The sequence below is a fragment of the Neoluteolibacter marinus genome, from assembly GCF_014904755.1.
Classification (GTDB): domain Bacteria; phylum Verrucomicrobiota; class Verrucomicrobiia; order Verrucomicrobiales; family Akkermansiaceae; genus Haloferula; species Haloferula marina.
The window spans coordinates 42,858-55,654 of the sequence record NZ_JACZFQ010000009.1 but is presented as its reverse complement, the minus strand read 5'-3'; the positions used below and the strand labels follow the sequence as shown (position 1 = coordinate 55,654).

At 66.3% G+C, this 12,797-nt stretch carries 7 protein-coding genes; 1 reads left to right on the top strand and 6 read right to left on the bottom strand.

The genetic code is table 11. The annotated features are described in order from the left end of the window. Positions 1-155 precede the first annotated feature (155 nt). The 6 genes from IG178_RS02365 to IG178_RS02340 all read right to left on the bottom strand — a co-directional run bounded on the left by IG178_RS02365 (position 156) and on the right by IG178_RS02340 (position 11,481). Positions 156-1,517 (bottom strand): efflux transporter outer membrane subunit, encoded by a 1,362-nt coding sequence (locus tag IG178_RS02365; RefSeq protein ID WP_193210892.1) that lies wholly within the window; start codon positions 1,515-1,517, stop codon positions 156-158. A 95-nt stretch (positions 1,518-1,612) separates the two neighbouring features. Further along, positions 1,613-4,984, bottom strand: coding sequence for an efflux RND transporter permease subunit (locus IG178_RS02360; RefSeq protein ID WP_193210891.1), 3,372 nt, complete (start codon positions 4,982-4,984; stop codon positions 1,613-1,615). A 4-nt stretch (positions 4,985-4,988) separates the two neighbouring features. Then, complete coding sequence (locus tag IG178_RS02355) at positions 4,989-6,221, bottom strand: efflux RND transporter periplasmic adaptor subunit (protein WP_193210890.1); 1,233 nt, start codon at positions 6,219-6,221, stop codon at positions 4,989-4,991. A 45-nt stretch (positions 6,222-6,266) separates the two neighbouring features. Then, a complete protein-coding gene (locus IG178_RS02350) occupies positions 6,267-6,899 on the bottom strand; it encodes a TetR/AcrR family transcriptional regulator (RefSeq protein ID WP_193210889.1) in 633 nt (210 codons plus the stop codon). 183 nt (positions 6,900-7,082) lie between these two features. After that, entirely contained in the window at positions 7,083-7,862 is a 780-nt protein-coding gene (locus IG178_RS02345; RefSeq protein WP_193210888.1) for a hypothetical protein, read from the bottom strand. A 7-nt stretch (positions 7,863-7,869) separates the two neighbouring features. Continuing rightward, positions 7,870-11,481, bottom strand: coding sequence for a hypothetical protein (locus IG178_RS02340; protein WP_193210887.1), 3,612 nt, complete (start codon positions 11,479-11,481; stop codon positions 7,870-7,872). 250 nt (positions 11,482-11,731) lie between these two features. Between IG178_RS02340 and IG178_RS26090 the strand changes: the two genes are divergently transcribed. Continuing rightward, positions 11,732-12,796: a substrate-binding domain-containing protein gene (locus IG178_RS26090; protein WP_193210886.1), complete on the top strand. Its 1,065-nt coding sequence runs from the start codon at positions 11,732-11,734 to the stop codon at positions 12,794-12,796. Position 12,797: the final 1 nt, after the last annotated feature.

The window sequence follows — 12,797 nt, the reverse complement described above, 5'->3', positions numbered from 1 at the left end:
TGCCGGTCGCGGAAGGAACGATCCACGACTCGCGTCGGGGCACGTCCACTTCCCGCCCGGAACATAGCGGCGGGCGTGCCGGTGTCATCCCCACCCGGCCGGCAAAATCTGTCCATGCGCCCTGCGCAGATCCCGGAACAATCGCCCCAGGAACCTCACCGCTGCCAGCCACCGCCCAGCGCCTGGATCAGGCGGGTCGCCGCCAGCGCGCGGGACAGGTTGATGGCGAGCTCCGCACGCTCCTCGGCCAGCGCGGTCCGTTCGGCATCGACCACCTCGAAGTAGTCGGTCACCCCGGCGGTGTAGCGCTTGCGGGTCAGGCGGGCGGTGGTCGCCGCCGCTTTCGCCCCGCGGCTGCGCGATCCCGCCGCAGCCGCCAGCTGACGGCTGTCGACCAGCGAATCCTCGGTCTCGCGGATCGCTTCCAGAAGCTTGCCCCGGTAGATCCCGAGCGCCTCGCGGTAGGCCGCCTCGGCACGCTTCTTGTCGGAGAAACCGCGCCCGCCCTGGAACAAGGGCAACGACAGTTCCGGTCCCAGCGTCCACAGCTTGGAACCCGAATCGAAGAGATCGGAAGTGCTCAGCGAGCGGAATCCCCCGCTGCCGGTGAGGCTGAGCTTCGGCAGGTAGGAAGCGATCGCCAGGCCGATCGTTTCGCTGGCCGCCGCCAGCTGGCGCTCGGCGGCCGCCAGGTCGGGCCGGCGCCGGAGCAGGTCGGAAGGCACCGCCGGCGGCGCGGCGGGGATGGCCGGCAAGGCCCCGTTGGCACTGACGCGGAATCCGGAGGCACTGCGGCCGGTGAGCACCGCCAGGGCGTTCTCGAACTTGCCGCGGCGGGCCCGCAGATCGGCGAGCTCGGCTTGCACCGACTCGTCCTCGGTGACCGACCTCTCGTAGTCGATCCGGCTGCTGGCACCGCGATCGAAGCGCGTTTTCATCAGCCGCCGGGCCTCGGACCGCAGCTCGCCGGTGCGGGTCAGCAGCGCGATCTCGGCATCGGCAAAGCGCAGCGAGACATAAGCCCGGGCGATCTCGCCGTGTACCGACAGGATCACGCCCTGATACTCGTAGCCGGCCGCCTCCATGCGCGCGCTCGCCGCGCCATAGTTGCGCCGGACCCGGCCCCACAAGTCGATCTCCCACGACAGGTTCAGCGCCGTACGGTAGTCCTCGTAGGCCCCGGCGGAAAAGTTCGTGTTGCCGCTGTCCTGCTGGCGGCGCGCGTAGGCGTCACCGGTCACCGCGGGATAGGCATCGGCCGCGGCCAGCCCGAGGGCGGCGCGGGCCTCGTCGTAGCGGGCCAGCGCGCTGCGCACCCCCTGCCCCTTGGTGTCGGCATCGCGGATCAGGCGGTTCAGTTCCGGCTCGTTGAAAAGCGTCCACCACGACCCCTCCGGCGGCGGCGCGGTGAAGCCCGCGTTCTTGAACGAGACCTCGAGTTCCTCCGCCGGCATCTCGTAGTCGGGACCAACCGCACAGCCTGCGAGCAACAGGGTCGCGAGACCGCAGGGCAACATTGCCTTCAGGCTCCGGAAGATTCTCGTTGGATCAGGGCGACGGGCCATCGTGGATTCGGAAGGTCGGGAACGCATGGTCGGAAGGGAGCTGACGATCACGCCGTGACCGGCTCGGCGGCTGGCTCGGCATCGGGATTCTTGAGCGCGAAGATCACGCTCAGCACCGCGGGGACAAGAAATACGGTGAACACCGTACTGACGGAGAGACCGCCGACCACGACCGCACCAAGACCGCGATACAGCTCGGAGCCCGCGCCGGGCATCAGCACCAGCGGCAGCATCCCGCCGACCGAGGTCAGGGTCGACATGAGGATCGGACGCACCCGGCTGCGGACGCTTTCCACCACCGCTTGCAGGGGATCCATCTTCTCCTCATTCATGAAATTCAGCGCCTGGTGTACGATCAGGATCGCGTTGTTCACCACCACCCCGGCGAGGATCACGAAACCGAGGATGGTCAGCATGTCGAGGTTCTGCACCGGCATGTGGCGGTCCAGCTGGCTCCACTTGTGGACCATCGCCAGACCGAGGAAGCCGCCGAAGGTCGCCAGCGGCACGCTGAGCATGATGACCAGCGGGTAGCTCCAGCTTTGGAAAAGCACCACCATCAGCAGGTAGATCACCACGAAGGCGAGGAACAGGCTGCTGCCGACGGTGCCGACCAGCGTGCCGTCGCCCAACAGCGAGTCCTTGATCTCCGCCAGCTTGCCGGCGGAGCCCGACAGGCTGACATCGACCCCCGGAGGAATCGCGCCACTGGCCTTCATCCCCTCGACCAGTCCGTTGACGTTCTCGATCACGGTCTCGAGCGGCTCGCCCGGCGGCGGGGTGAGTTCCAGCGTCACCGCGCGCTGGCGGTCGACGTGACGGATCTGGTCGGGACCCTGGACGCGATCGAGGCGGGCGATCGAGCGCAGGTCGACGATCTCCCCGCCCGGCGTCGCAACCGGCAGGTCGAGCAGCTTGTCGAGCGGCTGCTGGCCCTCCTCGCCCTTGGTCAGGATCTTGATGTCCTTGAGTTCGCCATTCTGCTCGTAGTCGCGGAACAGCACGATGCCATCGCCGCCGGCCTGCACCGCGAGCCCGAGGTCGGAGCGGGTCATGTCGAGTTCGCGCAACCGCGTGTCGTCCGGGACGATCCGCATTTCATCGAGCGGAGATGAAAAATTCGGCGGTGCCGGCGTGATGTTCGCCTGGGGTCCGGGCATGCCCATCAGTGCCCCCATCATCGCGCCCGCCGCTCCGGAGACGGCGTCGAGATCCCGCCCGCGGAAATCGATCTGCACGGCGGAACCGGTCGCCCCGCCGACCCGGAACAGCGGCATCTGGAAGGCCATCGCGAAGGTGTCCGGGGTGGCGGCACCGGAGGTCGCCGCGTTGAACGCCGGGATCAGGTCGGCGACCCTCGACTTGTCCGCCGAGATCCCGCCGTGGAAGACCCGCCCTTCGAAGGAGACCAGGAAGTAGTTCTCCAGCGACGGCGGCACCACCGACTCTCCCGAACCGTCGCCAAGCGGCACCGGCTGACGCTTGTCCTCCACCACCATCTCGCCGCCGGAGAGCCGCGTTTCGATGCCATACTTGTCCGGGGTCGCCTCCCACAGCGGCTCGATGTTTTCCTCGATCCGTTCGCCCATCTTCGACAGCGACTCGAGATTGTAGCCCGGCGGGGGAAAGAGCAGGCCGAAGACGAGGTTGCGGTTGCCCTTTGGCAGGTAGTCCAGCGGAGGCAGCAGCACCCGGGTGCCGATGATGGTCACAGCGGTGAACACCCCGATCACCGTGAGCCGCCGCGGCCAGGTCGCGGTCAGGAAACTCACCGCGTTCGCCGCCAGGTCGGGCAACTTCACGAACAGGATCGCGAACGGCTTGAATGGCCAGCCGAGGATCTTGAAGAAGGCCGAGCCGAAGACCTTGTCGAACAACGAGGGCTCGTCGCTGGTCTTGTGGGCGGTCAGCCATTTCCCCGAGGCCACCGGGATCACGGTGAGGCTGACCAGGAACGACAGGCTCACCGCCGCCATCAGCGCCAGCGCGATGTCGCGGAACAGCTGCCCCGCCTGCTCCTCGATCAGCAGGATCGGCGCGAAAACGACAACCGTCGTGAGCGTCGAGGCGAGCACCGCGCCGCCGACCTCGACCGTTCCGTCGCGGGCCGCTTGCACCGGCTTCTTGCCCATCTCGAGGTGGCGGAAGATGTTCTCGATCACTACGATCGCGTTGTCGACCACCATGCCAACGGCGAAGGCCAGGCCTGCCAGCGAGATGATGTTGATCGATCGTCCCAGCATCACCAGCACCGAGAAGGAGGCGATGGTCGAAACCGGGATCGCGATCGCGATGATCCCCACGGCCCGGAGACTGCGCAGGAAGAACAGCAACGTGATGGTCGCGAGGATGCCGCCGAGGACGAGGTTCGAGCGGACCAGCTGGAACGCGTCCTCGACGTAGGTGGACGCGTCGTAGGTCTGGACCAGCTCGAGGGTGCCATCGAGCCCGAGCTGGCGTGCCTTCTCGTCGAGCAAGCCTCCCGGCTTGTTGAGTTCGGCGATCTCGGCCTTCAGCAGGCTCATCGTTTCCAGCAGGTTGGCACCGCGCTGGAGCTGGAAGTTGAAGAAGGCGGCGCGGTGCCCGCGCGAGCGAACCCAGGACGTCGGTTCCTTCCAGTCGTTGCGGATCTCCGCGACATCGCGCAGATAGACCGGCCCCGCCTCGTCGCGGAAGATGATCATCTCGCCCGCCGACTCGGGCGTGTCGAAGCGGCCCGTCGCACGGATCCGGAAGTCGCGTTTGCCCTGCTCGATCTTGCCGCCCGAGAAGTTGGCGTTGGCGGCGTTGATGCCTTCACGCAGCTGCGAGTAGGTGACCCCGCGCTGGGCCAGCGCCACCGGGTCCACGATGATCTGCAGTTCCGACGCCGTCGCGCCGCGCACCCCGACCTCGCTCATTCCCGGGATCCGTTCGAACCGCGGCTTGATGCTCCGGTCCATGAAGTCGAACAGCCGGCTCGGGTCGTAAGCCGGGTCGGTCGAGAACAAACCCGTCCATGAGATGTAGTCCGCCGATTCCGGGTCGATGTCCTCGACCACCGGCCGCAGCACGCCGTCGGGATAGCCCGGCACCTCGTCCAGCTTCTGCAGCACGTCCTCCTTCGCCTTGGCGATGTCGGTGCCGGTCTCGAACTCCAGCCGGATCGTTCCCTGGCCGGCGGCGCTGGTGCTGATCATTGACTTCAGGCCGGTGACCTCGCCGAGCACCTTCTCCTGTTCCTCGACGATGTCGGACTCGATTTCGTCCGAAGAAGCGTTCTCCCAGTTGGTGACGACGGCGATGACCACCGACGAGACCTCCGGCGTCATCTGCACCGGCACCCGGGTGATCGCGAGGATGCCGACAAATACGGCAAGCATCGTACCGACCGCGATGGTGATCGGCTGGCGGAGCAGGGATTCGATGATTCCTTTCATGGTCTCAGCGGGAGCCTGCGGTTTCGGGGCTGGATTCGGCCCGGGTCTCCTCCCAGGGCCGCGGGTCGAGAGGCGTGCCCGGGAACAGACGCTCGTTGCCCTCGACGATCACCTGGTCACCTGCCTCCAGTTCCCCGGCCGCGAGCACGGACTCACCGTCGCGCTCAAACAAAACCTCGACAGTCACCCGCTTTGCCATCGGCGGACCTTCCGGTGCGGGGGCTGGAACGAACACAAAGGTCCCCGAAAAGCTGCTCAGGACCGCGTCGGCGGATACGACCAGATGTTCGGTCGGTTTACCCAGCGGGACGCGCGCTTCGACCGACGATCCCGGGGTCAGCTGGTTGTCCGGGTCGGGAATGTGGGCGATCAGGTTGAACAGGCGCGAGCGGCCCTCGACGTCGGGCACCAGCGACAACTTGTCGGCCCGGATCGGTTCGGCCCGCCCGGGCAGCCGCAGTTCGACGGCATCCGGCGCCGCCGCTTTCAGCCCCGCGATGTGGCGTTCGGGAATCTGCAGCCAGGCCTCGATTTCACCGGTGGAAAGCAGGGTGACCACCGCGGCGCCCTCGGTGACCCACTCGCCGACTTCGGTGTGGCGGGCCACCACCCTGCCGGCAAACGGCGCCTTCACCTCGAGATCGGCGCGCCGGACCTCGATCAGGTCGAAGCGCTTCTGCGCCGCCTCGATCGCCTCGCGCGCCGCATTCTCACGGGCCGCGGCGACCTTGAGTTCGCGATCGCTGTCGAGGAACTCGCGTTCCGAAACCGCCCGCTCCTCCCACAGGCCGCGCATCATCTCCTCGTCCTTGATCGCCCGGTCGTGTTCGGCCTCCCGCTGTGCCAATTCCGCCCTCGCCGCGGTCAACGACGCCTGCGCCTCCTGCAGTTGTGCCTCGAGCCGTCGCCCGTCGAGTTTCGCAAGGACGGCGCCTTCCTCGACGCGATCCCCTTCGTCGACCAGCAGACTCTCGACCGCGGCCGCCTCGCGGGCGGCGACATCCGCGCGGCGGACCGCACGCAGGGTGCCGGTCACCGACAACGACTCGACGGTCTCCTTCCGGACCGCGGGTTTCACGATCACCGTGCTCGGTGGACGCCCGCCCGCGGCGGGTCCGGCGGCCGACTCCGGCTTGGCGTCGCGCAAGGTGCGCCAGCCGAACCAGCTGGTCACGCCGAGGACGACGACCACACCGGCCCAGGCGAGGCTTTGGGAAGAACTGTTGGAGGAACTCATGATTCTGAAAAATGACCGATTGGTAAAACTCGTGGCTTGGGCGACTCAGGCCTTGTCCAGGACCCCGCTCAGGTCCGGGTGCAATTCCGCGCCGATCACCCGGCCGAAGGCATCGGAGAAATGGCGCACCCGCTCCGGATCGTTGTGGATGCGCGCCTGCGTCGAGCTGCCTTCGATCATGGAAAACAAACACGCCGCCGTTTCTGCCGGGTTGGATATCGTGAGATCACCCCGGGCATTGCCCTCGTGCAGGGTCGCCTCGAGATAACCCTGATAGGTGTCGAGGATCTCGCTCACCTTGGCCGCCAGCTCCGGCTCGCCGGACGCGGTTTCGGCCCCGAGGTTGAAATACGGGCATCCCAGCACGCGCCCCTTTTCCCGCAGGCACTCGATCGAGCGGAGATACCAGAACTCCATCAGCCGCTCGAAGCGCTTCAACGGCGGAAGCGCGGGGGAAAAGATCTCGTCGAGCGCCGGCCGGCTGTGGTTCTCCCAGAGATGGTCCAGCGCCGCCACGGCCAGCGCCGACTTGGATTTGAAGAAGTGATAAAAACTCCCCTTGCGCACGTCGGCCCGCTCGCAGATCGAGTCCACCGAGACCGCGCCATAGCTGCGCTCCCAGATCGCATCGACCATGGTTTCCAGCAATCGCGTACGCGCGCTACTCGGGGGAGGCATGCGGAACGGCTAATTGACCGTTTGGTCAAGTCAAACGGAAATCGTCCGCCGGAGCGCCGTTGAAGGCCTCCCGGCCGCCCCTGATGCCCTCAGCTTCAGGCGGATCGGCGATGCACAAAAAAGCGCCCCGACCGGGGATCGGAGCGCCATGGGCGAGATTGGGATTGAAGGCGCGCGCAGCGGTCAGGACTCCGCGGCGGACCGGATGACGGTCACCTTGAGCGGCTGCCGGGGTTGGATCCCGTCCGCCCGGCCGATGACCACGAAGGTCCGTTCGCCCGCTTCTTGTTCCAGGCTCATCGAGGACACCCGCTTCAACTTTCCTCCGGCCACCGGCATGCCGATCTGGAATGACACCGGCTTGCCCCCCGCAAGGTTGCGGACCAGCGGTTTGCCCGGCACGAGCGCGATCTTGTCCTCCCCGTAAACGATCGCCAGCGGACCCGGTGCCACGTTGAGGACGGTCGCCTTGCCAGGCTGATCGCCTTCCGGCACCACCGATGCCTTCGCCCGGGACCAAGACTTCGCCTCGGGATCCCGGAACAAAACGACCAGGAAGTCACCGCTCTCCGGCGGCTTCACCTTCACCCACGGGGTTCCGCCCGCCGCCGCGTCGCGGATGACCAGGTCCTCCGCCCCCTCTTCGAAGACGACCGGCGCGGATACGCGACCGAGCTGCAGCGAACTCGAACCGAGCTCGGACTCCCCGTCATCGGCAAGGGAGAGACTGATCTTGGACGGCGGGATGCTGCCGGCCGGCGGCGGCAGTTCACGCCGCACGCCGTTTTCCACCACCTGGCGGAATGGCGGAAGATCGCCGACCGCGAGGAAGCGGACCGTGCGCTTGTTCTTCGACGACGATGCCGTGACGGCAGCTTCCCCCTCGTCTCGGGCGAGGGCTTTCGACGCGGGTGATCCGAAGACCAACACGGTCACCAGCAGATAGTGGAGCAAGAGATTCATGATTCAGTCAGACTTCTTCAGGACGCAACCAGCGGAACGAAACGACATCGAAGCGGCGGCCGAAATCGGACGGGTCGCCGGCCCTCGCGGAATTGATCGAGCTGGAGTCCGGATCGAGGGGAACCGGCGTCCGCTGCACCACGACCTCGCACCAGGCGCGGGCGAGCACCTTGCCACCCGGATCGGTGGACTCGCCATAACCCCGGACGACAAAGCTGTCGGAGCGAGCGGACAGCGCCGGACCCAGGACTTGCAGGACGTCACCCTGGGTCAGGTAACCGGGAGCCCCCCAGGCCTTCGACGCCGGCTTCAAGGTCTGTTCCAGCCGCGTCGCGTCCTTGATGTTGTCGGGATGCTTGTAGTCGCCGATCGACTGGCTGTTGTCCAAGGGATACTCCTCGTTGAAGGCGGTGTTGATGCCGGCATGGTCGATCGCCGCCTGAAGCGCGCCGGCCCGGCCGGTCGGGTCGTTGCGCAGGCGGCGGTTCACGAAGTCCGCCATCGAAAGGAAGGGCCCCCGAAGCTTCACCTGGTCGACGATCGCCTCCGCCAAGCGCCCGATTTCGTCGTCACTCAAGGCACGGATCCCGGCCCAGGCCGCATCGCCGTCCGCGCTGTCGCCTTCCTTGAAGGTTTCGCCCGCGGGATTGAGGACCCGTCCGAACGGGCTGGCGTCCCCGCCGAGGTCACGGGTCGCCGCCAACATCGCCTTCCAGGCCTCGACCCGGGTCGAGTTCACGTTGAAAGCGCCGTCCACCATCAGGTGGGAGGCCGACTTGTGGAAATCCTCGAGTGCCCCCGCATCTTCCGGAGCGGCCACGCCCGCCGCCAGCTTGATGCGGCCGTTGGGCAGCGGGTGGCCCACCGGATCGGCGAGGAATGCGCGCTTTGCGGCGGAGTCGCCGCTGGAGAGATAGAACCGGTCCCACAGGCCACGGTTGACCTCGAAGGAGAGATCATAGACGACATTGTCGCTGTCGGGCACGCCTTGGAGCAGGGCACGGCCCGTCTCGGCCCATTCGTCCCGGCCCTTGCCGCGTTCCGAGTCCTTCGCCCAGCCGATCGCGTTGCGGTGGAAGCCGCCGAGCTTGGCTTCGCTCGAAGAGCCGCTCGGTGGCACCGTGCCGTCCAGGCTTTCGAGGCCGAGACGCGGGTCGGCGAGCGAATTGCCCACCGCGAACGACGGGTGCCAGACGAACTCGGAAAGCTTGGCATGCTGCAACTGGCCGAGTGACACCACGCCGGTTTCGTCGCGCGGGAGTTCGAAGACCACGTAGCGGTCCTGCCCTTCTTGCGGCGGGCCGAAGGGATTGCCGTGATAGCGGCCATTGCGATAAACCGGGACCTGCCCGCTCCAGCTGACCGCCTGGTCGTAGAGGTCGCGGGTGTAGGCGCCGAAGAACCAGGGGCCGCCGCCGGATCCCGCGCTCGGCAAGCTGCCACCGAGGTTTTCCCAAGGCGAGCGCATGGCATACCCGGCACGGGGATTCCAGTTCGCGAGCAATGCCTCCTCGAAGAACTGCGGCGAGCTGACCAGGGCCCCCGCGTTCATGCGGTTCGAGAGATGTTCGTCGAACCAGCGCATGCGGATGCCGTCACGGGTCCTCACGTCCGGTTCAACCCGCGGATTGGGGCTCTCCTTGCCGAGCAGCTCGACGGTCATCTTGTTGTTGACGTTCCAGGCGATGCGCGGTTCGCGGCCGGCACCGTATTGCAAGGACCCGGACAGGTAGGAAAGCTGGGGCAATGCATCGAAGCTCTCGAAGGTCACCGGCCCGGATCCGGCGAGCGATTTCATCACCACGCGCGTGTCATCGCTCTGGTTCTCGATGCCATTGCGGCCGCCCGTCGACCACAGCTGGGTCGCATCGAACCAGAAGCGGATCGGCCGGCTCTTCATCCCGCCGCTGATCTCCGCCGCCGAAATGTAGTAGTTCCGCGAGGCATCGGGAGCGACCTCGCAGCTCAGCTGGTTCTTCGACAGGTCGTAGGCACCCGGCCGGTAAACACTAAGTCCATCGTACTCGGCCAACCTGGCGGCGGAGAAGACCAAACACTCGCCGGGTTCGAAGGTCGTCTTCGGGATCGAGTAATAATAGGAGCCGATGTAGGGATCCTGATAGCCTTCGGTCTGGGTGATGCCCGCGCCACCGAATGCAGTGCTGCGCCCTCCTTCGAAAAACAGCCACTGGCTCTTCTTGGTGACTCCCGTTTCCTTGCCTTCGGCGTTGTAGACGACGTCGTCGGTCCAGACCTCCTGGCGGCCGTTGCCCTGGATCATCACGATGGCCGGCTGCATCTCCAGCTCGACGTTGTAGGGATTCCAGAGAACCACCCGCGGATAGTTGTGCTGCCGCATCTGGAAGATCGGCACCTCGCCGCCGCCGTTGGCCTTTTCGGTGCGGTCCTGGAAGACGCTGATCTGCATCATGCTGCTCGCCTCGACCAGCACCGGCTGCAGGCCGGACTTCACCGCCCCCTTGATCTGCACCGGCGCCTCGTTGCACAGCGCGTATTCCTCGCTCTGCTGACCGCCCGACGAATCGCTCGGCGGAACCACGGTCGCGACCTTCTTGCCGGAGAAGGCCACCTCGGACCGCGCCCAGTCGCGCAAGGCCCCGAAGCGGGGTGCGGAGACGCTGTAGCGGGAATCGGCCGCATCCGCGAAAATCGGATCCTCATCGCTCAGGCCCGGAGCCTCGCCCTCCGGCGCCACGCTGCCGTCGCTCCCGAAGAACGCGGTCAGGTCTTTCTTCAGGCCGCCGGCGTCGGGATCCGCCAGCACGCCCGCTGAATCGACCGTGTAGTCGTGGAAGCGGGACCGGGCCCAGTCGGGGGTGGTCCCGAGCGCCACCGTGCCGCCCGAGGCGAGTTTGGGGATGGCGTCATCCTCCAGGTCGGCGCCACCCGCCATGACGACCGCATCAGCGTGCTGCGAAGTCATCCCCCGAAAGTAGCCGCCGTTGGCGGGAGACAAGGGGCTCGGTTCTTTCGTGGCATGCGCGTCGACAACGCCCAGATTGGCCCGTTGCCCCAGGTCGCCGGTCCACCAGGCCAGCTTGCCACGGACGGCTTCGTCGTCTCCCAGTTCAACCAAGGGCACACGAACCAGAGCGTCGTCCTCGTCGCCGGCGGAAGCTTTCCCCACCAGTTCGACCGACGCTTCGCTGGCGTCACGCGGATCACCCTCTCCGCTGACCAGCCACGCCGCGACCCGCTCCCCGGCATCCCAGGACTCCTCGTTGCGGCCATCGATCAGGCTGCCCGTGTCAGGATCACGCTGCCACATCGAAGAACCGTCGCTGCGCCGGGTGGACCAGACACCGGTCCAATGTGGCTGCACCGCGTCGGACAGCAAATCGGCCGGTGCCGAAACCCGCTGGTCGGGCCCAAGCTCCATCTGCAGCTGGTTGATTGCCATCATCACGGCCAGCCGGGCATTGGCACGCGCCTGGGCCAGATCCTGGCCCCGGGTCGAGCTTCTGAGCTCGATCGACGACAAGGCGAGCAGGCCGACGGCCACGATGATGAGCAGGGTCATCAGCATCAGCGAGGCCACGAGCGCAAAGCCACGCTTGCCGGGGTTTCCCCGATGTCCGGAACGGCGGCAGGTCTTCATGATCATAGTCAGGGCGGGAAGGTCAGGAGGCGCGATGGCCGCCAGGCGGCCACGTAGCACGGTGGCTTCGTGAGGGTAAATCGGTGTATTCACGAAAGGCATACAGAGCGCTTATCTCAGCCATTGGCCGATACCTCTCGAGTGCCTGACACTGTAGCGATTGACGCGCCACGGTCAGCCGTTTGGCTTGGACAAAATCTGTCCAGATGAGCTATTCAGACGCATGGATCCGGTGCAACGAGTCACCCAAGTGGACCGAACCGAAAGCGCCCTGCTCTCGGGCCTCGAGAAGGGCCTGTGGACCGACACGCTGCCGGGTGTCCGGATCTTGTGCAGCTCGCTGCAGGTAAGCCCCCCCACTTTGCAGGCCGCCACCGCCCGGCTGCTCGAGCGCGGGATCCTCGTCTACCATGGACCCCGCCGGCGTCTGGGCATCGCTCCCGGCCTGGTCGAGTCCACGTCGATCGCCCCGGAACCCACGGCCCGGGCCTTGCGGGTGGTCTGCCTCACCAACGACACCTTGCCGGAAATGTCCCACACCCGGCTGGAAATCCTTTCGCGGCTGCGGATGGAAAACCGCCACTGGGATTTCCGCCATCACGTCATCCCGATCAAGGACGCCAAGAAGCCGCGGCTCCAATGGGACCGGCTCGCGGATACCGAGGAACCCGATGCCCTGGTGATCTTCGGAGGGATGCCCGCCATCGCCCGCTGGAGCATCCGCCGCAAGCTGCGGACGGTTTTCATCGGCGGCGAACCCGGCGCCCACCCCATCCCCACCATCGGGATGAACCCGATCCGCCCGATCATTGATTCAATCAACGAGTTTGCCAGCTACGGGCACCAGCACATTTGCATGCCCATGTTCGGACTCTTCCCGCGCCTCGAAAAGGGCATCCGCGATGCCTTCCGTGATGCCTTCCTCGGATTGGGGATCCCGTTTGACGAATCCTGGAACACCCCTTCCGCACCCCAACACGACCCGGACGTCATCCTCAATGTCCTCACCAGGATCTCACGCGTCCGCGTCCCCACGGCAATCATCGCGATGTCGTGGGTCGAATTCGTGGCGATCCAATCCTTTCTCAGTGAGCGTCGTCTCTCCATTCCCCATGACGTTTCAGCGATCGTTTTGGCAGGCAGCGAGTCCCTCGAATGGTTCAGGCCGAGGCTGACCCATTTCGACTATTCGGTCGGCCGCATCACCCGCAACGTCCGCATCTGGATCGACCGCAATTTCCCCTTCAACCGGGACGCTTTGGCCGTGCCAGCGCAAATCGTCCGCGGCGACAGCGTCGGCGCCCCGCGCTCTTGAA